A 23,957-nucleotide genomic window follows, 5' to 3' on the forward strand; every position below is an offset into this window, starting at 1 on the left:
TCATTCGTGGCTGCAGCCGCTCCTACAGCTTACGTCGACATCCTGGTCGCTAACTCTTACTTTTTATCCAGCGCACCTGGGGGCAATGCCTGCAAACTACTGCCCCAAGATTTGGCCTTATCATCACTACTTAAATCCAGGCTGAGTTTGCCACCGCCTTGTATCTGCTCCCAGGATAGCCATACCTGCGACAAAGGCTTGCCCTGCCACTGCGCCTGGCGGATATAGCGGATAGGTGTACGTGCCGCCGCTTTGCTGTCTATGCTGAGCGTCTTGCCATTTCCCAGATCAAGATCGACCTTGGAAAACTTGGGCGCATGCAGCAAGAACTGACCACTACCCGGCATCCAGGGGTAGATACCCAGGCTGCTGAAAATATACCAGGCGGACATGGTGCCCAGATCATCATTGCCGGTCACACCATTCGGGGCATTGCTGAACAGGGTTTCTGCAGCACGCAATACAGTGGTGGTTTTCCAGGGCTGGCCTGCCAGGGTATACATCCATGGCACATGCAAATCTGGTTCATTATTGGGGTTGTAGCGATACTGGTTGTAGTAACTGTATGGCCCCACGACCCAGTCCTTGCGTACTGCTTGGTAATCGTTTTTCTCGATTTCGTCAAAGGCAAAAAACGCATCCAGTCGCCTGGCTGCTGCCTCGCGTCCACCCATTTCGGCAAACAGGGCTTGTGCATCCTGTGGCACCAGCCATTGATACTGCCATGCCGTGCCTTCATGAAACCCATGCTCGGCACGCGGATTGTAATGTCCCTGCAGTTCTGCGTACCAACTACCATTTTCCAATCGTGGCCGAGGAAAGCCTTCGAAGCCCAGTTCTTTATCGACGGCGTCCTTGTCCCATAGCTTGCGCCAGTTCTGCCCACGTTGGCGCAATACGGCAGCGTCTGCCTTTTCACCGAGCGCCTCTGCCATGTAGGACAGGGCACCATCGGCTGCTGCATATTCCAGAGTTGCCGAGGCACCGTGATGCGGGTCTACGTCCATGCCTTTTGCCCTGAAGCCCTTGTCGTATTGGACAAAACCATCACGCAAGTATTGCGGATTACCTGCCCGCCCTTCTGAGCGCAGTTTGAAGCTGGGTACCTCAAAGGCATTCTGGCGCAATGCTGCATAGGCGGCTTTTTCCTTGCCAGCCAGCGCACCGTAGCGCCACAGATCAACCAGGAAAGGGGTGACCGGGTCACCCGTCATGACATTCGATTCAAAATTCGCATAACCCCAGCGCGGCAACCAGCCAGCCTGTTCTTGTATCTTCAAGACAGAGTCGGCAATATCCCGCGCCCTGGCTGGACGCAGCAATGCGATGAGCTGGTTCTGGGCGCGGTAAGTGTCCCATAGCGAAAAGAATTCGTAGTAATTGCCGTTATCGACTTTGTGGATGACATCGTCATAGCCACGGTAGCGCCCATCGGTGTCGTTGCCTGTCAGTGGCTGTAACAGTGCATGATAAAGCGCCGTATAGAAGACGGTGCGATCATCCTGGTTGGCAGCCTCTATGCGTATGCTTGACAATTCTTTGTTCCACTCGTCCCGGGCCTGCTTGCGCATATTGTCAAAGCTGCGCAGCTTGCCATTGGCCTTGCCTTCTGCCCGCAAATTTCGTCTTGCGCCTTCTGCATCGACATGTGAAATGGCGCTGATGGCCGTGACCGCTTTGTTCGATTTCAGGTCGAAACTGAACCAGGCCCCATGCGGCTTGCTGTCGCCTTGCTGGCTCAATTGCATGCTGGCTTCGGTGCCGCCGCTTTCATCCCAGATGCCATGGGCACGGAAAGCCTCATCAAACTCCATCCTGAACCAGGTCGTGTATTGCGCACCGCCACAGAAGCTGCGTGTGACTATCTTGCCCTCCAGTGTATAGTTGTCTACCACTTGCAGATGGCTGCCTACCACAGAGTGACGCTCATTTGCCTGACCGAGGTTGACCAGAATATGCCCCGTGTCAGTAGTTTCATGAAAAGTATAACGCTCGGCCCCGGCCCTGGTGAGTGCCGTAGTCTCGGCGGTAATGCCGCCATAATCTGTAAGCCTGACTTTGAAGTAGCCAGCATGGCCCACTTCACCATCGTGCGTGTAGTTAGAACCATAGACCTTATGGTCAAAACTGCCTGCCTTACTCGTATCAAAATTGCCGCCGGGCTTGATGCTGCCTGTCACGGGCAGGACCGAGAGTTGCCCGCCCTGCTCCCAACAACCAGCACCAGACAAAAACGAATGACCAAAGCCACGAATTTTCTGATCGGTATAACGCCAGCCTGAATAGTGTTCGCCGATGGGGCTGAGCTGTATCATGCCAAAGGGGGCGACCGCACCAGGAAAAGTATTGCCGTCATCCTGGGTGCCAATGAAGGTATTGACTGGAAAGTTCTTGTCTTTTGCAGTATCTGCATACGCAATGCTGGTAAAACTGCTAGCAGTGGTGCTGACCAGTATCGCCATTATGCTAGCGACAGACAAACGCCTGAAGGTAGATAGTGTATTCAATTTGTCTCCTATGTTTTTTCATGCTGCCGCCAATGAGGGGGCAGCTTATTTTTCTTTTTTTATTTCTTTTGATTCAGCTTTAATGGATGAGCTTCCGTATTGAAAGTGACCGCATCAAAATTGACGGTCTTCTTTGGTGCGAACAGCAAATAGAAATATTTGAAGGTTTCGGCAAACACAAAGCTTTCCATCGAGTCTTCCCGGCTGCCATTGCGGACATCCTTGAGCGCAGTAAATCCAGCCTCGCTACGGCAACGTTTGACAAAGTCGAGGAAAAATTCCTTGCCCATTGCGCGGTATTTGTTGTCACCTGTGTAGTGATACAGGTAATAGGCAGACTCGATAATCTCAGGGCGCAAGGCATATTCTGGCGATGTGACTTGCATGGTTTGATAATTCAGGGCTTCTGGTTCAATCCCGTGCAGACGCCACATTTTCAGATTGGAATCCTGCAGACGTTTTGCGCGGTCCACATCACCACCCAGCGCCAGCAAGGCTGGCATGAAGGCATCGAGGGCACCATATTGCGTGGTGGTACGTGTGCCTTTATCCATATCAGCATGGCCGTACCAGAGATCGCCGCGTACCTCGTCAGCCAAATACTGGTTGATGCCGGGGATGCTGTTGTCCCACATGGTTTTGCAATCCTGGTCGCCAAACAGCTTCCAGCATTTGTACAGATATTCATAGTAAGAATCGATGCCGCCGCCTATGTGGGCATCTTTGTTAACCCAGACGCCAGCTTCGACATCGATGGCTGATCCAACCAGGCCCAGCTTGGAGCGCAGCTCATAGGTTGCTACCAGCGCCCGTTTGGCTTTGTCATAAAAAACCGGGTTGCCAGTCAACTTGCTCAGCATGCCAAACTCCAGCAACAAGGTGCCAGTTTCAGCCGGATTACTGACCTTGCCACGTACCTTGCCAGTGCGCAGGTTGACATGGGTATATGGCATGCCGGTGGGAGATTCAAACACGGGCAGCAAACGCTGGCCCAGATCGGTTGCCAAGGCCAGCAATCTTGGGTCTTCGGTCATCTGGTAGGCGGACAGCAAACCACCCAGCAAGCGTATGGTGATTTCAAAATTCTGGACATCCATGTCCTGGTCGAAAGAGAGCTTGCTGGCAATCAGCTCACGTGCTTCATCAGCCTCTTTCTTCAAACCCATCAACAACAGAGTATCAAGCGCATCAACCGGGGTCATCAGCAATGACTGGGCGTACCAGTTATGTCCGGATTTACTCAGGGGTTTCAAAGCATCCTGGCCCCAGGCGTAGCGCTTGTAGGATTGCCATGCATGCTGGGTTTGGTTTTTTACTTGCTGGGCCAGATGGGCAGCTTCTTTTTCCGTGACGGCTTCTTGCTTGGCAGCGTGGCTCAGGTTAGCCATGCCCAAGGTGACCACCAGCAGTATGCCGGGCAATAATTTGATATGCATATTGTTCTCCTTAATCACTGATATTGATATTATTTTTTGTCAGGGCCACTATTCAATGCTACTGAACAAGGCCTCTATCTGTTGCAAGCTGGGCGCTTGTGCTCCCGCAGCCAGGCAAGCCGCAGCACCAGCGGCGAGAGCAAATCGCAGGTGGCTTGCCTGTTCTCTTTCTGGATGCATGGTCAAGCTGTAGAGCAAGCCTGCAATGCTGGCGTCACCTGCGCCTATGGTGTCGACAACCGACACCTTCACGGCATTGGCCTGCCACGCCAACTCTGCTGAATGCAGTGAAGCGCCTTGTTCACCTCTGGTGTACAAGACTGTGGCCGCAGGGTTAATGGCGCGCAATTGCGTGAATGCCAGATCAGCGTCCTGACAACGGAACAGCCCACGCAGATCATCATCGGAAACCTTGATCAGGTCTGCCAATTGCCCCATTTCATGCAGGATGGGGTCATAGTCGGCATTCATATTGTTACGGAAGTTGGGGTCATAACTGATCCGCACGCCTTGCGCCTTCAGCCGGCGCGCCAGACCCAGGAGTTTGCCTGCCAAGGGCTGGCGGGCCAGGCTGATGCCGCCAAAGTGCGCCCATTGCAGGCGTGAACTCCAGCCCGCCGGCAGTTGCTCGGGGTCAAAATGCAGGTCGGCACTATCACTGCCAATAAAGAAATAACTGGGTGGTGTGCTTTCGCCGACGATTGCCAATAAAGGTGGGTGATCGTATTGCTGTAGCAAGCGCAAATCCAGGCCCGCATCCGCACTGGCGTGCACCAGCTCCTGTCCAAACAAATCCTGACTGATTGCACCTGCAAAGCCAGTTGCCATGCCCAGCTTGGCCATGCTGCGTGCGACATTCCAGGTCGAGCCACCAACCACGCTGCGCCATTGGCCAGGGCCGCAAGCGATCATGTCGGTCAGGGCCTCACCAGCGCTAAGCATGATGGGGAATTCAGCTTCCATGTTGTTCCTCCTTCAAGACACGCAGAATTTCATAGCAGGCCCCCATGGTGTGATAATCCACTTTGCCAGCCGGGCTTTTTTCATCACTGAGCTTGTGATTTTCGCGTGACAAAATTCTGAACCAGGCGCCAAACTCATGATCTATCATGTGCTGCCAGCTGTATTGCCACAGATGTTCGTAACTGTCCCAGTAACTTTGTTTACCTGTGCGTTTCGCCAGTAAAGCGGCGGCTGCCATGGATTCTGCTTGCACCCAGAAATATTTATCACCGTCACATATGCTGCCATCGGGGGCAAAGCCATAGCAGATGCCGCCATATTGTTCATCCCAGGCAAATTGCAGGGCTTTCTGGAACAAGGCTTCGGCGGTGGGCAATAGCCATTCCTTGTCGGTTTGCAGATGCTGGGCATGGCTTTCCAGTTGCAGCAACAGCTTGGACCATTCGGTGAAATGACCAGGCTGGAATCCCCAGGGGCGGAACAGATTGGCCTTGTCGTCAAGGTTGTAGTTCCAGTCTATATTCCAGTTGGCATCGTAGTGCTCCCATATCATGCCGTTTGCCAGCGCGGCCTGGCGCTGGGTGATGTTGTGTGCCACGGTTTCTGCCCTGTGCAAAAAGTGCAGATCACCCGTTGCCTCATAGGCCGCCAGCAAGGCTTCGCAGGCATGCATATTGGCATTCTGGCCGCGATAGCTGTCCAAGTGTTGCCAGTCAGCACTGGCCTGGTCGGCATACAGCCCATGTTGCGGCTCCCAGAAACGACGTTCCATCAACTCCATGGTTTCATCGAGATAGCCGCGTGCTTCGGCAACGCCAGCCATCAGGGCATGGGCATAAGCCAGCATGACGAAAGCCAGGCCATAGCAGTGATTGTCGCCATCAGTGATGGTCTTGCCTGCGTTTTTCCAGCGCAATTGCCAGGCGTAACCGCCAGTAGCCGGGTCACGGTGCACTTGTCGCAAGAAATCCACACCATGTTTTACTTGCTCGAGATAGGATGGATTTTCAAAATGACGATAGGCCATGGCGTACACAAAGACAAAACGGGTGCTGCTGACCAGATGACGACTCTGACTATCATAAATGCTGCCATCGTCTTTGAAGTAGTGATAGAAGCCGCCACTGGCATCAACACTACGCGGATAGTAGAAATTCAGCGTGTCACTGATATGGTCAGTCAGGACAGAAATTGATTTGAAATCGGGAAAGGGATGCATACAGATATGGGTGGTGGTCAATAAGGGCCAAAAATTTTTACAGGCAGACGTTACAGCTAAGTGTTAAAGCTAATCGTCACAACTGCTTTCGCGCACGATCAGTTCAACGGCCAGGGTTTTTTCTACAATCTCATCAGTTTGTTTGCGTATCAGCAAATCCACACCGGAGGCACCGAGCGCTTCTTTGTTCACCCTGATACTGCTCAAGGGAGGGATCGATTTGGCTGCTGCACTGATGTCATCAAAGCCAACAATGGCAATGTCATGGGGCACTTTCATGCCTAGATCCAGGCAGTAATGCAGCGCTGTCAGAGCGGCGCTATCGTTGTAGCAAAATACAGCATCAGGGGGGCGAGTCAGGCTCAACAGTTCGCGCATGGCTTCACGCACGCCATTTTCAATATTACTTGGATCTGGAATGCTGACTTCCAGGCTAGGGTCTGCCAATGTCTTGGATTCATACAGGGCCTGACGGAAACCACGTGCCCGTTCTTGAATACTGAAATGTGCCAGCGGCCCTGAAATCATGGCAATACGTTTGCGGCCTGACTGTATCAGATGGCGGGTAGCAAGAAATCCACCCAGCCGGTTGTCGGGATTGATCGAGGTATATCCGCGCAAACGCATATCCACCAGCACGATAGGTTTGCTGGTGTGCAGCAGGGCTTGTAGTAGCTCGGGTTCAAAAAAACCGGCACACAAAATCGCATCAGGCTGGTGTAGGCGTATCTGCTCCATCACTGGTTCTGAGGGGCCAACCGCCACAAAAGAAAGTACTATCCCTTCCCTGCGGCAAGCTTCTTCGGCACCATGCAGTACTGGAGAATAAAAGGGGCTGCTTGCCAAGGTATTGTGCTGACGGTGCAGGAGAAAAACGATACGCCTGATCCGGCCCTGCTTGAGATTGCTAAAGTCATAGCCGAGCTCGCGCGCCACTTTACTGATACGCACACGAGTGGCTTCGGTCAGCCCACCCTGGTTCTTCAATGCGCGTGATACCGTACCAATCGACAGTCCGGTAGCCTGTGCAATATCGCGTATGGTCACACTCATGAAGTGAACTCCTTGCTGGTCATGTCAGTTTCAATATCTGGAAAGCGGGCATTCATCTTGATTGTTACGCTCATTACGCTCATTGCGCTTATTTCACTTTTTACGTTTATCAATATTGTTAAGCCTGCCACGCTTACCTGCTACACATGTATCGCTTAAGGCAGGTTTAATAAACGGGTCAGCTTTTTTAAAAAACCACAAATCACCAGGAAATGCTGTGTTTTACAGAGTAACTCTTTTATACAGGTGGCAAAATTGAGGGTCAATCAACTGCGGGAAAATTGTCTTAGTTTATTAATTTTAGTAAACAAGGTGGCGAAAATGAGTATGGCCCACATAATGCAATAGTCGCCTGGAGGACTCCATCAAGCCTTGTCTTGGCCTTGTCCTGACGAAAAAGCGCATGGCACCTAAAAAAAATGGCGCACCTTATACGGCGCGCCATTCAAGTCAAAGCAAACAATTCTAGTGTGCGGCAGTACTGGTTTTACCTAGCTTGATGCCTTGTGCATACAAGATGCCCTGCACTTTCCAGGCATAGAATGCGAGATAGGCAAAGCAGACTACGCCCACCAGGTAACTCATTTGTATGCCTATCTTGTCAGCCACAAATCCCTGCAACCAGCTGACTATGCCGCCACCCATGATCATCATGATCAGGTAATTACTGCCCTGACCTGTATGCTTACCCAGGCCACTGATCGCCAGCGTAAAAATGCAAGGCCACAGAGTGCTGCAGAACAAGCCTATGCTGGTGAAAGCATAGACGCTGACCATGCCTGTGGTACTCATGCCTATGACCAGGCCAGCAATCCCCAATAGGGAAAAAATACCCAGCATTTTGGCGGGGTTACCCTGGCTCTTTATGTCAGCAGCGATCAGTATCAGCACGATGGCGGCATACACATAGAAATGACTGAGTTCATGCTGGGCTATCGCATTCACCAGCAGAAACACGCTGAAAGCCAGATAAGGGGCGAGAAATTTAAGCAGCTTGCCCAGCCCGCCCTGCAGATCAAAGGCATCCACCGCACCTGTCCAGCGTCCTATCATCAGACTGGCCCAGTAAAGAGAAATAAACGGTGCCACATCCTTGGTTTGCAAGCCCAGCTTGGTTTCCATGTAGGCTGGCAGATTGCTGGCAGTGGACACCTCCACCCCAACATAGACAAAAATAGCCAGCATGCCCATGACTAGCTGCGGAAACTGCAAGGCCGACTGCTTGCCCGATGCATGCCCGGTATCTTCATTAGCCTGTATGGCTGGGCGGTCAGGCAGGGACGAGAACTTGAGCATGATGGCAACCAGCAAAAACGCTGCACCCAACATCAAATAAGGGAATTTGACACTTTCCATACTGAGCTGCCGACTCATACTCGTCGGTGCGCCAAATATCGCAAAACTGACGATGAGTGGCCCTATCGTGGTGCCAAAGTTGTTTACCCCACCCGCCAATGTCAGTCTTTGCGAACCTGTCTCGGATGAACCCAAAGCGATCGCCAGCGGATTTGCAGCGGTCTGTTGCAGTGAAAAACCCAGACCCACAATAAACAACCCCGACAACATCAAAGGGAAAGAGCCAGTATTGGCTGCCGGTAAGAACAGCAGAGTGCCTGCCGCAGAAATCAATAGTCCGAGCGCCAGCCCGTTCTTGTAACCCAGTTTATTGACCAGATCGACACCGATGACGCGTGAAACTGCCAAATAAATGAGCGAACCTACGGTATATGCTGCATAGAAAGCCAGGGACACGAGCTGACTTTGTTCCTGGCTAAGGTGGAAGGCCTCTTTAAAGACGGGGATGAGAATGTCATTGCTGGCAGCAACGAACCCCCAAAAGAAGAATACCGTCACCAGTGGTAAAAATTGTCCCCATTGTGTTTTTGTATTAGTCGCATGCATAGTGATATAAGTAGTTTAGGTTTGACTGCACATGTTGCTCTTGCCAAGTTTTCTTTGAATCTCTTTGAGCAGGTGGTTTTGTCATCGTGCAGCGATATACATCACTATCACCTGCGCTTTGATTAGGAAACTGCAGTTCCTATATATACTGCTCTATGGCCGGACATGCAATTTCAGTTTTATATTTGGATGATGTTTATAGTTTTTACTAAACTGACGCTTGCAAAAAGCTTTTGACAATAGAATAATTTTCTGCAGCGCCGTTTCCAGGGCGCGTACAACTGCGCGAAGTGTCACGCTGAGCTTAAAGTTATTACCACCCTGCCCCTCCCCTGTGCATGTTTAAACAAATAATCTGCAACCCTGACAAACGCTGCGCTTGTTGGCAGTTCGCCTGCCAACAGGGCTTCTGTCTGAGGCAAGCGCCATGGCTTATGGGCGACACCGTCAAGGGCAATACGAGCCTCATGCATGCTGCTATCGTCTGCGATATTGAGCGCAGCAGCATACCGCTCTCTATTACAATGGTCTTGAATACTTATTCTTGCACACGACTAACTTGCAAGGACATGAAGCTACACCATCAACAGATGGCTTACATCATCTGACATGCATAGAGCGCGTTCTCCTACGCTGGTCCTACTCCGCCTAAAAAGTATTGCCACTATGATGTCCTTACTGATTGCAAACGATCAGTGAAATGCGACCGCGGCACTCAGCGGAAAACTTTAAGGAGTTAAGTATGCCTAATCAAGCAAACAACAACCAACCTCAAAAATCTGGTAATACTCAAGGCGGCACTCACGAGCAACATGTGAAAGCCGGTCAGCAAAGCCACAAAAATGATGCTCAAGGCTCCGGCCAGGGCTCAAAATCTGTCAGCGGCAATAATAGTACTGGCAATTCCCAACGTAACGATTCCAAATCCGCTCCTGATTCCAAAAATCGTTAACTCCTTGTTGCTATTCAAACTGAATAGCTTGGTTATGTGATTGTGTGAGTAATTGCAATAACCGATAAGGAAAGAACAGGTTTGGAAATTTGAAGCTAAAGCAGACCTCACAGTCTGCGTCATGGTTTTATTATTTCCAAGCCTGTTAAAGCGTTTCGACATCTATCTTCATTCATGATATTTGCTGCACTGGCTTTATCCCATGCATTATCTGATTAGCCACTCTCCTACCCTGACATATCAAAAGGTCTGACAGATCACTGCGTGGTTCTGTTTTATCGTGGTACTCAATCTAAAAAAATAGCTTGAGACATGACATCCTCAACAATCGCAAACCGACGTCCTGCTGCAGACTCTGGCATCAAGAGGCAGCAAACTGTTTCCTTGATAAAAAGCGACGTGCAATTTGCTGCCAAAAAAGCAGGTTTGTCTTATGTCAGCGATCAAACGCCAGGAATACGACGCTACCCTGTCAACAGGCGTGGGAAAATAGCTTTCAGATACCTCACTCCGCAAGGCAAGCCCTTGAAGAACGAACAGGTATTAGCACGGATAAAGTCCCTGGCCATTCCTCCGGCGTGGACTGATGTGTGGATTTGTACGCAAGACGATGGGCATATCCAGGCCACCGCAAGGGATGCGCGGCTACGCAAACAATATCGTTACCACAAAGACTGGCGTAGCATCAGAGATGAGGCCAAGTACGGCAACATGCTGCCGTTTGCATCGGCTCTGCCGCTGATACGAAAACAGGTAAGCAAGGCACTGGCTATGAAGGGATTGCCGCGCGAGAAAGTCATCGCTACGGTAGTAGCCCTGATAGAAGATACCAGCATGCGCATAGGTAATGATGAATATGCGCGCACCAATCATTCTTATGGCATCACGACACTCAGAGGAAAACATGTGCACCTGAATGGCACCCATCTGCAGTTTGACTTCCGCGGCAAAAGTGGCGTGCAACATACTATCAACCTTCGTGCGCCAAAACTATGCCGTATCGTCAAGTCCATGCTAGATCTTCCTGGTCAGGTACTCTTTCAATATCTGGATGAGGATGGCCAGGCTCATGCTGTCAATTCTACAGAGGTCAATGATTACATACGCAGCGCTGCCAATGGTGACTTTACGGCCAAAGACTTCAGGACCTGGGCAGGAACAACATTCGCTGTGCAAGCCTTGCTGGAAATCGGCGATGCAGAAACACAGGTAATAGCCCGTAACAACCTGGCCGAAGCAGTCCGCCATGTTGCCAGGAAACTGGGTAATACGCAGGCAGTGTGCCGTAAGTGCTATATCCATCCACAAGTCGCCATTTCATATATGGAAGGGATATTGGCAGAGGAATGGCATGCCTGTGAGAGTGCGGCTAAAAAAGGGAAATCCACATTGAAAAAAGATGAAGCCATCATGCTAAGGCTTTTGCAAAAATGGCAGAAATAATTTATCACCGATAAAAACAGCTCTGCCTTAAGGATGATACCGGTACAAGCCATATTCATCTGAGATAGCCTGATAATGCCATGCCGTATTGATCTTGCTGCTGTAATGACTGGCTAAATCCGCATCCAGCAAGCCAAATGGAGTAAGACTGGCAGCGAACAGGCGTAATGCCCTGTGACGCAGGGCAACGCCAAAGTTGAGGAGCGCCCTGCGGCAACTGATCAGTTCAAATTCATTAAACGATGTGTCAGTGATCAGGCTGAATTGCGACCAGATGATGTTTTTTTGCAGATGATCAGTCAATATCAGATTGCCATCTTTTTCCTGAAAGTAGTTGGCCAGCTTACCGTGCCCACCACTTGAAAAATAATTTTTTTCATACTCAGCGAACTTCCCGACAGAGAACCCTGTATCCGCCATTTCCTGCAAAAGTGCGTCGTTTGAACAGGTTATGTAGATGGCCGCTTTTTCATACACTTGCTCTTCCTGGAGCAGGATAACGAGGGTGTAAATTTCTTCAATGCTGGAACAATCTGCCATCCATATCCGGGTATGCGAATGTGAACGAAGCCATGGGGATAATTGACTGCGCAAGAACTGCAGTCGTTGCGGTTCACCGAACAGGGGAGATGGGCACAAGAGGAAACTACGCAATAATGCATCCCACTGCGCGTTGTCATGCAATATGCTGCCTTGCAATGCTGAATAGGTTTTGATCGAATTTTGCTTCATCAAGGCATTGAGTTTTTCCATCAATACCAGACGATCAAAACTGCGGAAGTCATCACCGCGATAGCGGTAGATGGCTTCCAGCAGCATATCGAGTTCTATATCCTCGACTTTTAATGCGCTCATCAGATACCTGCCTGCTTATTCCGTCAGCCAGACACGCATCAGTGACAGCAACTGCGCGCTATCTACCGGCTTGGTAATATAATCTGATGCCCCCGCCTCAAAGCACTTGTCCCTGTCCCCCTTCATGGCCTTGGCGGTCAGGGTAATAATGGGCATGCTTTTGAACTTGGGTATTTTCCTGATGGCACGCATGGTGTCGTAGCCATCCATCTCCGGCATCATGATATCCATCAAGACAATCTCAATATCGGGGTCCTGTTCCAGAAGTTCTATGCCATCCCTGCCGTTTTCTGCAAAGACGACCTTCATGTCCTGCCTTTCCAATACAGTCGTCAGGGCAAAGATGTTACGCAAATCATCATCAACGACAAGTACTTTGCGCCCAGCCAGCGTGCCATCGGACGCATGCATGTCTTCCAGCATGCGCCTTTGCAATTCGGGCAAATCGGCCGGGGAGCGATGCAGGAACAGTGCCGTTTCATCAAGCAGGCGCTCCGGCGAACGGGCATCTTTGACGACGATGGTTTTGGCGACCTTGCGTATCTTGGTGACTTCCTTGCGCGACAATTCCTTGGCCGTATAAATAATCACAGGCAAGTCCCTGAGTTTTTTATCCTTGCTGATAGTTTCCAATAATTCAAAACCATCGATATCTGGCAAAGTCAGGTCCAGCACCATACAGTCAAAATGCGTACTTCTCAGTGCCTCCAGCGCTTTCTGGCCACTTTCTACGGCAGTAATCTGTACATCATGCTCCCCTATCAACTCTACAATGCGGGCACGTTGCAAGTCCTCATCTTCCACTACCAGCAAACTGCGTTTCCCTCTGATCAGGAATTGCTGTATGCGGTTAAATTCTTCTTCCAGCCTCTCGCGCTTGATTGGCTTGGTCAGATAAGAAATGGCACCATGTTGCAGACCGCGTTCGCGCTCATTCGAGTTGGACATGATATGCACAGGAATGTGCCGCGTGCCCGGGTCGCGTTTCAGGCGGTCAAGCACGGTAAAACCATCACAGTCTGGCAGATCTATATCGAGCAAGATAGCGGTCGGGCAGTAATCGCGAGCCAGCGTCAGCGCTGCATCACCGCTTTGGCTGACGATGCCCTTAAAGCCCTTTTCCCTCGCGAAAGTGAGCAAAATGGCGGAAAACCTGGCATCATCCTCGACAATCAGCAAGGAAGGATCACCACTGGCTATCATATTCCTGTCATCGAATGCAGCTTCACCCTCAGCATAGTTCAGGCTCATCGTCGCTGCTTCGCTCGGTATGGCGCGCGCCGATCCATCAGAAGTAATCATGGGTGCTTCCAGCACTCTGGTGAGTGTTGGGGGTGCTGAAGTTATATGTTGTTGCGGCATCTGGCTAATCAGCCCGCCGCCGCTATATGGCAAGAACAGTGTAAATGTACTGCCTTGTCCAACTATACTGGTCACACGGATTTCGCCTCCCAGCAAGCGCGCCAGTTCGCGGCTAATGGAAAGTCCCAGTCCTGTACCACCATATTTACGTGCGGTACTGCCATCAGCCTGCTGGAATGCTTCAAAAATCAATTGCAGCTTGTCGCTGGCAATCCCGACACCTGTATCAGCTACCGAGAATGCCAGCACAGCATCGGCATGACTTAACTGTGGCAGATCAGGCGTCCAGCCCGACTGTACGACACCAATACTAAGCCGCACTTCCCCACGCGAAGTAAATTTGAAGGCATTGGACAACAGGTTTTTGAGAATCTGCTGCAAGCGTGTAGTGTCGGTTTTAATCGCAGCAGGCAAACCTTGGTCGAGAGTGATGGAGAAATTGATATTCTTGGCTTCTGCCATGTGGCGGAAAGTACGCTCTACATAAGACGCCAGTATCGACAGGCGCGATTCACTGAGTTCCAGCGTGACGGTACCAGATTCTATCTTCGACAAATCCAGAATATCGTTAATCAGCGTCAGCAAATCACTGCCGGAGCCAAAAATTGTCTTGGCGTATTCCACCTGGTTGCCAGACAGATTACCCTGAGGATTGTCGCTCAGTTGCTGCGCAAGGATCAACAAGCTGTTCAGTGGTGTACGCAATTCATGCGACATATTAGCCAGGAATTCAGACTTGTATTTGGATGACAGAGCCAGCTGTGTTGCTTTTTCTTCCAGCGCCAGTTTGGCTTGTTCTACCTCGCGGTTCTTGCGTTCCACCTCTATATTCTGGTCGGACAGCAGGCTGGCTTTTTCCGCCAGCTCCTGGTTAGTCTGTTGCAGTTTTTGTGCCAGTGACTGTGATTGCGTCAACAGGCTTTCGGTACGGCTATTCGCTTCGATGGTATGTAACACCACGCCAATAGATTCCATCAACTGATCAAGGAAACCCATATGCGTTTGCGTGAACTTGTCGAGCGAAGCAATCTCGATCACCGCCTTGACCTGCTGTTCAAACAGGATAGGCAAGACCACGATATTGGTAGGCGGTGCAGAGCCCAGGCCGGACGACACCTTGATATAGTCGCGTGGCACATTGGTCAGCCACACCCGGCTTTTCTCCAGCGCGCATTGCCCTACCAGGCCTTCGCCCGGAAGGAAGGAAGTCGGCAACTTGCTGCTGGAACGGTAACCATAACTGGCAATCATTTCCAGCAAGGGTGCGTCGTTATTTGAGTCCATCATGTAGAACACCCCATGATGGGCAGATACCAGCGGTGCCAGTTCAGACAGGATCAGTTTGGTAACCGTACTCAAATCACGCTGACCTTGCAGCAAACGGGTAAAACGCGCCAGGTTAGTCTTGAGCCAATCCTGTTCAGCATTCTTTTGTGTCGTCTCTTTCAGGTTGCGGATCATCTCATTGATATTGTCCTTGAGATCTGACACCTCGCCACGTGCCTTGACCTGAATAGAACGGGACAAGTCACCGCGCGTGACCGCCGTTGCTACTTCTGCAATCGCACGTACCTGCGTACTCAGGTTGGCAGCAAGCTGGTTGACGTTTTCCGTCAAGTCTTTCCAAGTACCCGATGCGCCTGGCACACTGGCCTGGCCGCCAAGCTTACCTTCGACACCGACCTCACGTGCAACGGTTGTTACCTGGTCCGCAAACACGGCCAGCGTGTCCGTCATTTCATTAATGGTATTGGCCAGCGATGCAATTTCACCCTGCGCAGCCACGGTCAGTTTCTTTTTAAGATCACCGTTAGCCACGGCTGTTACCACGCCAGCTATACCACGCACCTGCGCTGTGAGATTGGCCGCCATGAAATTAACGTTTTCTGTCAAATCTTTCCAGGTACCACCAACACCTTTTACTTGCGCCTGCCCGCCGAGTTTGCCTTCAGTACCCACTTCACGTGCCACTCGCGTCACTTCCGACGCAAATGAGCTGAGTTGATCCACCATGACGTTGATGGTGTCTTTTAATTCCAGAATTTCGCCTTTGACGTCCACTGTGATTTTCTTGGACAAATCGCCATTCGCCACCGCCGTCGTTACATCGGCAATATTACGCACCTGGCCGGTGAGGTTGGATGCCATGAAGTTCACGTTATCAGTCAGATCTTTCCATGTACCAGAGGCGCCAGGCACATTAGCCTGGCCACCCAAACGCCCCTCAGTACCCACTTCACGTGCCACCCGCGTCACTTCAGAGGCAAAGGAATTGAGCTGATCAACCATGGTGTTAATGGTGTCTTTCAATTGCAAAATCTCGCCGCGTACGTCCACCGTGATTTTCTTGGACAAGTCACCATTCGCCACAGCCGTCGTCACGTCGGCAATATTACGCACCTGCGAAGTCAGGTTACCTGCCATTGAGTTCACAGAATCCGTCAAATCCTTCCATGTACCTGCCACACCGGGCACATTCGCCTGACCGCCGAGCTTACCTTCGGTACCGACTTCACGCGCAACGCGGGTTACTTCAGACGCGAACGAACTGAGCTGATCCACCATGACGTTGATGGTGTTTTTCAATTGCAGGATTTCGCCCTTGACGTCAGCCGTGATTTTCTTGGACAAATCACCATTCGCCACCGCCGTCGTTACCTCAGCGATGTTACGCACCTGGCCGGTCAGATTGGATGCCATGAAGTTGACGTTATCAGTCAAATCTTTCCAGGTACCACCCACTCCTTTCACAAACGCCTGACCACCGAGCTTGCCTTCAGTGCCCACTTCACGTGCCACCCGGGTTACTTCAGAAGCAAATGAGCTGAGTTGATCCACCATGACGTTTATAGTGTTCTTCAATTCCAGAATTTCGCCTTTAACGTCGACCGTGATTTTTTTCGACAAATCGCCTTTCGCCACCGCTGTCGTCACATCCGCGATGTTACGTACCTGCCCTGTCAAGTTGGATGCCATGAAGTTGACGTTATCGGTCAAATCCTTCCAGGTACCAGCAACGCCGGGCACATTAGCCTGGCCACCCAGCACGCCTTCGGTACCGACCTCACGTGCCACCCGTGTCACTTCAGACGCGAACGAGCTAAGCTGATCCACCATGACGTTGATGGTGTTTTTCAGTTCCAGAATCTCACCTTTGGCATCGGCGGTAATCTTTTTAGACAAGTCGCCGTTCGCCACCGCCGTCGTCACGTCAGCAATATTCCTTACCTGCCCCGTCAGATTACCTGCCATGGAGTTGACCGAGTCAGTCAGATCTTTCCAGGTACCGGCCACACCAGGTACATTTGCCTGCCCACCCAGTTCCCCCTCGGTACCGACCTCACGTGCAACACGAGTTACTTCAGACGCGAACGAGCTGAGCTGATCCACCATGACGTTGATGGTGTTTTTCAGTTCCAGAATCTCACCTTTGGCATCGGCGGTAATTTTTTTCGACAAGTCACCATTCGCCACCGCTGTCGTCACATCAGCAATATTCCTTACCTGTCCCGTCAAATTACCCGCCATGGAATTGACCGAGTCAGTCAGATCCTTCCAGGTACCGGCCACACCAGGCACGTTGGCCTGCCCACCCAGCTTGCCCTCGGTACCCACTTCACGGGCAACCCGGGTTACTTCCGATGCAAATGAGTTCAATTGATCCACCATCACGTTGATGGTGTTTTTCAGTTCCAGAATTTCACCTTTGACGTCTACCGTGATTTTCTTGGACAAGTCACCATTCGCCACCGCAGTTGTCACTTCGGCGATATTACGCACCTGTCCTGTCAGGTTACCCGCCATGGAGTTCACCGAATCAGTCAAGTCTTTCCAGGTACCGCCTACACCCTTCACCTGCGCCTGACCACCCAGTTTGCCTTCGGTACCAACCTCCCTTGCCACCCGTGTCACTTCTGAGGCAAACGAGCTCAATTGATCCACCATGACGTTAATGGTGTCTTTCAATTGCAAAATCTCGCCTTTGGCATCCGCCGCGATTTTCTTGGATAAGTCACCGTTTGCCACCGCTGTCGTTACTTCGGCAATGTTACGCACCTGCCCTGTCAGGTTGGACGCCATGAAATTGACGTTATCCGTCAAATCCTTCCACGTGCCACCTACACCCGGCACATAAGCCTGACCACCCAGCTTGCCCTCGGTACCGACTTCACGGGCAACCCGCGTTACCTCGGATGCAAAAGAGCGCAACTGATCGACCATGGTGTTGATAGTGTCTTTCAGTTGTAGTATCTCGCCACGGACGTCAACCGTGATTTTTTTGGACAAGTCACCGTTTGCCACGGCTGTGGTCACTTCGGCGATATTGCGCACCTGTGAGGTCAGATTACCGGCCATGGAGTTAACTGAGTCGGTCAGGTCTTTCCAGATACCTGCCACGCTAGGAACATTCGCCTGGCCACCGAGTTTGCCTTCGGTACCGACTTCACGCGCCACGCGGGTTACTTCTGACGCAAAAGAGCTAAGCTGGCTCACCATCGTGTTAGCTGTAGTCGCCGCGCTCAGAAATTGCCCTTGCAAGGCGCGACCGTCCACTTCCAGCGCCATGCTTTGAGAAAGATCACCTTTTGCCACAGCACCAATCACCCTTGCCATCTCAGTCGTGGGACGTACCAGATCGTCGATCAGGGAATTGACAGAATTGACGATGGTTCCCCAATCCCCTTCAGCCCGCACGGAAGACGCACGCTGCAATAAACGTCCTTCCTGCCCCACCAGTTGGCTGACATTCAGGATACCCTGCGTCATATGCGAGCTATTTTCGATAATCTCGTTCAAGGTATCAGCGATCTTGCCGTTGAGGCCAGTCAGGTCAGATGGCATTTTTACGGAGAAATCACCCTTCTTGAGCGCCGTGAGTGCAGCGAGCAAGAGCTTGGGATCGAGTGTTTCCGAGATGTCAGTGAGCGTGTTCATTCTGGCCTTTTAAGCGATGAAATTGATAGCAAATGTTGCAAAAACATTGTTTCGCTTTTTTTTTGCAAAAAGCATGACTGTGAGTGATCTGATGTTCATCAGGCTGTATCAAGATAAGGCATATATTTTGCGGTGCAATAAGAGTGAAGGCAGTATTAAAGCCCTGCAAACAACTTTCCAGCGAAATTCGAGTATTTTTTCTTTCCGTCAAATGGGATACGGTGACATAATTTACTTCAAATTTAAGGATCTGTGACAATTCAATATTTGTATAATGATCAAAGTGTCTCCAACTGGAAACGGTACAGGCGAGGAAACCAGTGCAAGCAAAATATAAACCCAAGATTCTGGTGGTCAACGACGATACGGCGAGCTTGTTTGCCTTAAGCGGGCTGCTCACTACCTGGGCAGATGAAAACCAATGTTCAGTGGTCACCGCTAAATCTGGCGAGGATGCGCTGCGTCATGTATTACAAGATGACTTTGCCGTGATACTCCTCGATGTCAACATGCCTGGCATGGATGGATTTGAAACCGCAGAAGCGATACATAAGCGCGCGCGCTCGTCTTCCATACCGATTATTTTTATTACAGCTTTCCTGGCCGACGACCTGAATAAATTGAGGGCTTACCAGCAAGGTGCCGTTGATTATCTTTTCACTCCCATCATTCCCCAGGTATTGCAAGCTAAGGTATCAGTGTTTGTTTCACTGGCAAAAAAAAACCTGGAATTGAAAGCGCAAACAGAGGCTCTTGGTCTGCGTACGCAGGATTTACAAGCGGTAAATGACAAACTTCAGCGCGAAATAAAAGAAAGAAAAATTGCTGTTGAACAGAATGAAGCGAAGGATAAATTCCTGGCCATGCTTGGTCATGAATTACGCAATCCCTTAAGTGCCATCACCAGTGCGGCATCCATCATAGGGTTTCCGGGCGCAAAAACAGACAGCGTAGAGCGCGCAAAGAAAATTCTCTCAAGACAATCACAACATTTGACACGCATAGTCGATGATTTGCTGGATCTGGGCAGAGTGATGTCAGGAAAAATCGTGCTCGATAAAACTGCGGTCAGTCTTGGTGAAGTTGTCATGTCCTGCCTGGATAGCTTGAGAGCCAGCCGCCCTGTTGACAGTTACCAATGGACTATTGATCCTATCGACACATGGATAGACGCAGACCCCACCCGCGCAGAACAAATCGTTACTAACTTGCTGGACAATGCCATCAAATATACTCCCGCTGGCGGGACCATTACCATCAGGAATGCCCACTCTGACGGCAAAGTAAGCCTGATGATCAGCGACTCTGGAATAGGTATTGCAAAAGACTTATTGCCACGCATTTTTAATGTTTTTGTCCAGGGAGAGCATTCACTGGATCGGGCTAAAGGTGGTCTGGGTATAGGCCTCGCTCTGGTTAAGCAATTAGTCGAATTGCACGGGGGCGATATCCTGGCTTATAGCGAAGGTGAAAATCTTGGCAGCACTTTTTCTATCGTATTACCCGAGGCCAGACAAGGCAAGCTTTCACCTGAACATAACGAGGTTCGCAAACTGGAAACGACCAGGAAGCTCCTGCTCATCGAAGACAATGAAGATGCCCGCGAAATGACCACACAGTTGCTCAAAGCCCACGGGTTTCAGGTTATTGAAGCGGCAACTGGTGCCGAGGGGATCATACTCGCGAAGAGTGAGAAACCCTGTATTGCCCTTATCGATATCGGCCTGCCAGGTATGGATGGTTATGAAGTGGCACGGCGCTTACGCAGCGACAAAGACACCCGCAGCATGTACCTCATCGCATTGACCGGTTATGGACTCAGGGAAGATCAAAGGCTGACTATGGAAGCTGGCTTTGATTCCCACTTCGTGAAACCTTTCAGACTCCAGCAACTCTTACTTACGATAGAGTCCCTGCAAGTTGCCTGAAACGAGCTGGTGTCCTGCATAAAGCAGTACACGCAATCAAGAAGCAAACCTCAGTCTGAACGTCAACACCAAATCGATGGCAAATTATTTGCTGTTTTCATTGGTCAATGTGCGTCACAAAATTAACCCGCGTATTCATCACCCACAATAGATGCTTTTTTCATTGCTATTACTTCGTAAATCCATTAAGTAGCTGCTGTATCTGGCTCAGCTCAAAAGGCTTGGTTAGCATATGACAAGGGAAATTCACGTAAGAATGTAGATGAGCACCATGCCCGGATGAAAAAACAATATGCATATCAGGTGCATCAAGTATTGCTTGCTTTCCTAACGCAATGCCGGACATTTTTGGTAGATTGATATCTGTCAGCAGTACATCAAAACGTTCTCGCTGAAGTAACTCCAAAGCACTTTCGCCACTTGCGGCAGGGGTGGGGAAATGACCTATCATATCCAGCATTTCACATAGCATCTCAAGCAAATCCTGATTGTCTTCAACAACCAGAATACGCAAGCCTGTACCTGCCTCACCACGTGGCTCATCGGCGAGGGAAGTTTCGTTCTCATTATTGGGAATAGCATTTACCATAGTTACCTATCTGGTCAAAAGACGGCCTCGCTTTAACAGCGTAGCGGATATGCATATAATTCATCGCGCACGAACGTAGTCTTTTCATTACTTTGATGAGCAAAAAATGAAGTTGTCTTCAAATTGGTCATCATCTGTGCTAAGTGTGTTCAAATGCTTTTAGCCAATTCCACACTTTGAAAAATGGATCAAAACATAGATCAAAACAATATACTTAGTATCCTAAATTCAAACAGCTTTAAACCCTAGCAGTTTAATCCCAAAATCACGTAAGGTAATTCCTACAAACAAATTGGTACATCTCAGTGTCGGTATTTTTTAATGAGTTTTATCGCTTATCCCATGTCTGCAGACCAGCCTTATCTTCCTTCAACTATAAGTTTCTGCAAATAGTCGAGCTCGACAGGTTTGATCATATGAACATTAAACCCTGCATTGTGGCTACGTTCCTTATCATGTTGTTGCCCATAACCTGTCAAGGCTATCAGGCGAATGCTGGCGCCACCCGGTAGATCTCGAATGGCTTTCGCGAGTTCATAACCATCCATGCCTGGCAAGCCAATATCAAGAATGGCAAGCTCAGGCATCAATTGCCGGACTTCTTTCAATGCCTGTGCCGGGTCATAGACTGTTTTAACATCATGCCCCAAACTTGAGAGGAATTCAGACAGTGAATCGGCAGCATCGCGATTATCATCCACGATGAGGATGCGGGTTTTCACACTGAAAGACATATGGACTTGTTCTTTTTGTTTTTCCGTCTCCACGACAGCCAGCTGATGCGGCAAGGTAATGGTAAAGCGACTTCCCAAGCCTTCGCCGGGGCTTTCTGCATGAACACTACCTTGGTGCAATTGAACCAAATTTGCCACCAGTGCCAGGCCTATACCCATACCGCCTTCCGACCTGTCTACACTTCGCCCGCCTTGTACGAAAAGATCAAAGATATTCGGCATCAGACTGGCCGGAATACCGACACCATTATCGCTGACACATATCTTGACCTGATCGTCTTCATGATAGCTCACCAGAGAAATTTCTCCGCCGTCGGGCGTATATTTCGCGGCATTCGTCAACAGGTTTGCGACCACCTGAGCCAGACGAGCGGGATCACCCACCCAGTTGATCGGTGTAACATCCACGATCAGATGATGATTTTTTTTCTCGAGCAGGTGACTGGCCATTTCCACTGCCTTACTCATCACATCGCTCAAATTGGCAGCGACTATCCTGAGCTGAACCTTGCCACTGGTTATCCTTGAGACATCCATGAGGTCGTCAACCAGACGTACCAGATGATCAACCTGGCGCTGGATAACTGCCTGTTCCCTGCTGATCGTGGGGTTGCGCATTTTCATCAACTCCAGGGCAGTCACTATGGGTGCAAGGGGATTGCGCAACTCATGCCCAAGCATGGCCAGAAAGTCGTCTTTTGCGCGGGAAGTGACATTCAGGTTGTCATTCAGGCGCTCAATCTCGGTTCGCGCCAAGACCTGCGTCGTGATATCAATGCCTATGGCCATCAAGCCATATACCTGTCCATCTACACGCCGTATCGGGGCCAGGTTATAAATATAATAGCGATCCTCCGGTTCGCCACCATGCAGGCTGAGACGTATCACGGTTTCGTCAGAAACAAAGGGCATGCCTTCCTGGTAAACCTGCCTGAACGTTGCGCGTACCGCTGAATCCAGCAATTCTGGGAAAACCTCGTCAAAGCTACGCCCCAGCACCTGACTTTCCAGCCGGCCTATCATTTTGCAATAGATGGGATTGGCCAATTGATAAACCAGATCCTCGCCCAGCATGATCGCGGTTCCTACCGGGGCATCAAGCAACAGGCGGTCTCTTTCTGCTGCAGCAAAGTCGCGCGCCAGCACACTTTCCAGATGGGTGAGTGCGCGGCAGACGACTGCGGTAAATTCATGCAGGAATTCCCTGTAAGCTGCATTAAACGGCAAGCGTTGCGAGATTTCGAATGTCAGTGAACAATCATGGTGAAAATGGAGTTCAACTGCATGGATACTAAAATGAGTATCTTTGTTCAGGCTGGGGGCATCTTCATGATTGACGGATACAGCCACAATATCTGCAGTATTGTCAGCAGCGACAGCACTGACGGTCATAAAGATTTCTTCCCGACTTTTACAAAGCATCAATCGCTGTGTCAGGGAAGACAAGGTGCCTTGCCTGCGCTCTGCCAGGATACGTGATGTTGTTTCGGTACACACCACCAGCGTGCCCGCGATGCGGTCGTCGTCACCAAAGACAGGTGTATAGGTATAAGTCCAGTACACATCTTCGATACGCGAATTTCGCCAGATGGGCACCAGATTATCTTCATACCAGTGGGCTGCACCACCGGTCATGACATGCTCTATCTGTGGCCAGATGACAGGCCAGGTTTCCTGCCAACATTCAGCACCCTCCTGACCTAGTGCCGCAGGATGTTTACCGACACCGAAACTGGGTACATAAGCATCGTTGTATATCTGAATCAGCTTTGGTCCCCACCATAGAAACATGGGGTGTACAGAATTCAGCACAATTCCAACGGTCGCCCTCAAGGCAAACGGCCAGCTATTGACCGGACCAAGCCCTGTTGCAGACCAGTCAAAATTCCTGACCGCGTCACGCATAGGTGTCCCGCTACCTATGAATGCCCATTCCTGCATGGGAGCCTGGACGGCTGATGCACTGGCATTATTGTTTTGTATCGGGGACATACTCGATCCTGAAAATGGGTAAGCAACATCACTATGTTGCATGGGTCAATTTACCGAATGATGCCACACCCAAATGGCAATAGCGGG

14 protein-coding genes are annotated in these 23,957 nt (G+C 50.4%); 3 read left to right on the top strand and 11 right to left on the bottom strand.

Features of this window, described 5'->3' with window-relative positions; translation table 11 throughout:
• Nucleotides 1-56: 56 nt before the first annotated feature.
• From ACO0LD_RS05630 to ACO0LD_RS05660, 7 genes are all read right to left on the bottom strand, one after another.
• Nucleotides 57-2,507, bottom strand: a complete 2,451-nt coding sequence (locus tag ACO0LD_RS05630) for a GH92 family glycosyl hydrolase (RefSeq protein WP_423004593.1) — start codon at nucleotides 2,505-2,507, stop codon at nucleotides 57-59.
• 59 nt (nucleotides 2,508-2,566) lie between these two features.
• Complete coding sequence (locus ACO0LD_RS05635; RefSeq protein WP_423004595.1) at nucleotides 2,567-3,943, bottom strand: glycoside hydrolase family 47 protein; 1,377 nt, start codon at nucleotides 3,941-3,943, stop codon at nucleotides 2,567-2,569.
• A 48-nt stretch (nucleotides 3,944-3,991) separates the two neighbouring features.
• Nucleotides 3,992-4,906 carry a carbohydrate kinase family protein gene (locus ACO0LD_RS05640; RefSeq protein WP_423004597.1) on the bottom strand — a complete coding sequence of 305 codons (915 nt, stop codon included), beginning with the start codon at nucleotides 4,904-4,906 and terminating at the stop codon, nucleotides 3,992-3,994.
• Nucleotides 4,896-6,125 (bottom strand): AGE family epimerase/isomerase, encoded by a 1,230-nt coding sequence (locus ACO0LD_RS05645; RefSeq protein WP_423004599.1) that lies wholly within the window; start codon nucleotides 6,123-6,125, stop codon nucleotides 4,896-4,898. The genes ACO0LD_RS05640 and ACO0LD_RS05645 overlap by 11 nt, the downstream gene beginning before the upstream one ends.
• A 69-nt stretch (nucleotides 6,126-6,194) precedes the next feature.
• Nucleotides 6,195-7,178 (bottom strand): LacI family DNA-binding transcriptional regulator, encoded by a 984-nt coding sequence (locus tag ACO0LD_RS05650; protein ID WP_423004601.1) that lies wholly within the window; start codon nucleotides 7,176-7,178, stop codon nucleotides 6,195-6,197.
• Between the two features lie 465 nt (nucleotides 7,179-7,643).
• Nucleotides 7,644-9,080, bottom strand: coding sequence for an MFS transporter (locus ACO0LD_RS05655; RefSeq protein ID WP_423004603.1), 1,437 nt, complete (start codon nucleotides 9,078-9,080; stop codon nucleotides 7,644-7,646).
• 293 nt (nucleotides 9,081-9,373) lie between these two features.
• Entirely contained in the window at nucleotides 9,374-9,622 is a 249-nt protein-coding gene (locus ACO0LD_RS05660; protein ID WP_423005033.1) for a hypothetical protein, read from the bottom strand.
• 200 nt (nucleotides 9,623-9,822) lie between these two features.
• Here ACO0LD_RS05660 and ACO0LD_RS05665 point away from each other — a divergent pair, with 200 nt between their 5' ends.
• Both ACO0LD_RS05665 and ACO0LD_RS05670 read left to right on the top strand, forming a co-directional pair.
• Nucleotides 9,823-10,032: a hypothetical protein gene (locus tag ACO0LD_RS05665; protein WP_423004605.1), complete on the top strand. Its 210-nt coding sequence runs from the start codon at nucleotides 9,823-9,825 to the stop codon at nucleotides 10,030-10,032.
• A gap of 384 nt (nucleotides 10,033-10,416) precedes the next feature.
• Nucleotides 10,417-11,475 (top strand): DNA topoisomerase IB, encoded by a 1,059-nt coding sequence (locus ACO0LD_RS05670; protein ID WP_423004607.1) that lies wholly within the window; start codon nucleotides 10,417-10,419, stop codon nucleotides 11,473-11,475.
• 27 nt (nucleotides 11,476-11,502) lie between these two features.
• Here the strand turns inward: ACO0LD_RS05670 and ACO0LD_RS05675 are convergent, their stop codons facing one another.
• On the bottom strand, nucleotides 11,503-12,330 hold the full coding sequence (locus ACO0LD_RS05675) for a CheR family methyltransferase (protein ID WP_423004609.1): 828 nt from the start codon (nucleotides 12,328-12,330) through the stop codon (nucleotides 11,503-11,505).
• 15 nt (nucleotides 12,331-12,345) lie between these two features.
• A complete protein-coding gene (locus tag ACO0LD_RS05680; RefSeq protein ID WP_423004611.1) occupies nucleotides 12,346-18,627 on the bottom strand; it encodes a HAMP domain-containing protein in 6,282 nt (2,093 codons plus the stop codon).
• Nucleotides 18,628-18,947: 320 nt separating this feature from the next.
• Between ACO0LD_RS05680 and ACO0LD_RS05685 the strand changes: the two genes are divergently transcribed.
• The gene (locus ACO0LD_RS05685) at nucleotides 18,948-20,555 is read left to right on the top strand and encodes a response regulator (protein WP_423004613.1); all 1,608 of its coding nucleotides are present in this window, start codon (nucleotides 18,948-18,950) and stop codon (nucleotides 20,553-20,555) included.
• A 169-nt stretch (nucleotides 20,556-20,724) separates the two neighbouring features.
• Here ACO0LD_RS05685 and ACO0LD_RS05690 read toward each other — a convergent pair whose 3' ends face one another.
• Both ACO0LD_RS05690 and ACO0LD_RS05695 read right to left on the bottom strand, forming a co-directional pair.
• On the bottom strand, nucleotides 20,725-21,144 hold the full coding sequence (locus tag ACO0LD_RS05690) for a response regulator (RefSeq protein ID WP_423004615.1): 420 nt from the start codon (nucleotides 21,142-21,144) through the stop codon (nucleotides 20,725-20,727).
• A 359-nt stretch (nucleotides 21,145-21,503) separates the two neighbouring features.
• Nucleotides 21,504-23,870 carry an ATP-binding protein gene (locus ACO0LD_RS05695; RefSeq protein ID WP_423004617.1) on the bottom strand — a complete coding sequence of 789 codons (2,367 nt, stop codon included), beginning with the start codon at nucleotides 23,868-23,870 and terminating at the stop codon, nucleotides 21,504-21,506.
• Nucleotides 23,871-23,957: the final 87 nt, after the last annotated feature.

The organism is Undibacterium sp. Ji83W (assembly GCF_049340385.1).
Lineage (GTDB): Bacteria > Pseudomonadota > Gammaproteobacteria > Burkholderiales > Burkholderiaceae_D > Undibacterium.

Excerpts from the sequence above, each read along its gene's own strand:
- ACO0LD_RS05650 (WP_423004601.1), bottom strand. The coding sequence starts at position 7,178 with ATGAGTGTGACCATACGCGATATTGCACAGGCTACCGGACTGTCGATT.
- ACO0LD_RS05665 (WP_423004605.1), top strand. The coding sequence starts at position 9,823 with ATGCCTAATCAAGCAAACAACAACCAACCTCAAAAATCTGGTAATACT.
- ACO0LD_RS05675 (WP_423004609.1), bottom strand. The coding sequence starts at position 12,330 with ATGAGCGCATTAAAAGTCGAGGATATAGAACTCGATATGCTGCTGGAA.
- ACO0LD_RS05695 (WP_423004617.1), bottom strand. The coding sequence starts at position 23,870 with ATGTCCCCGATACAAAACAATAATGCCAGTGCATCAGCCGTCCAGGCT.
- ACO0LD_RS05655 (WP_423004603.1), bottom strand. The coding sequence starts at position 9,080 with ATGCATGCGACTAATACAAAAACACAATGGGGACAATTTTTACCACTG.
- ACO0LD_RS05690 (WP_423004615.1), bottom strand. The coding sequence starts at position 21,144 with ATGGTAAATGCTATTCCCAATAATGAGAACGAAACTTCCCTCGCCGAT.
- ACO0LD_RS05635 (WP_423004595.1), bottom strand. The coding sequence starts at position 3,943 with ATGCATATCAAATTATTGCCCGGCATACTGCTGGTGGTCACCTTGGGC.
- ACO0LD_RS05640 (WP_423004597.1), bottom strand. The coding sequence starts at position 4,906 with ATGGAAGCTGAATTCCCCATCATGCTTAGCGCTGGTGAGGCCCTGACC.
- ACO0LD_RS05680 (WP_423004611.1), bottom strand. The coding sequence starts at position 18,627 with ATGAACACGCTCACTGACATCTCGGAAACACTCGATCCCAAGCTCTTG.
- ACO0LD_RS05645 (WP_423004599.1), bottom strand. The coding sequence starts at position 6,125 with ATGCATCCCTTTCCCGATTTCAAATCAATTTCTGTCCTGACTGACCAT.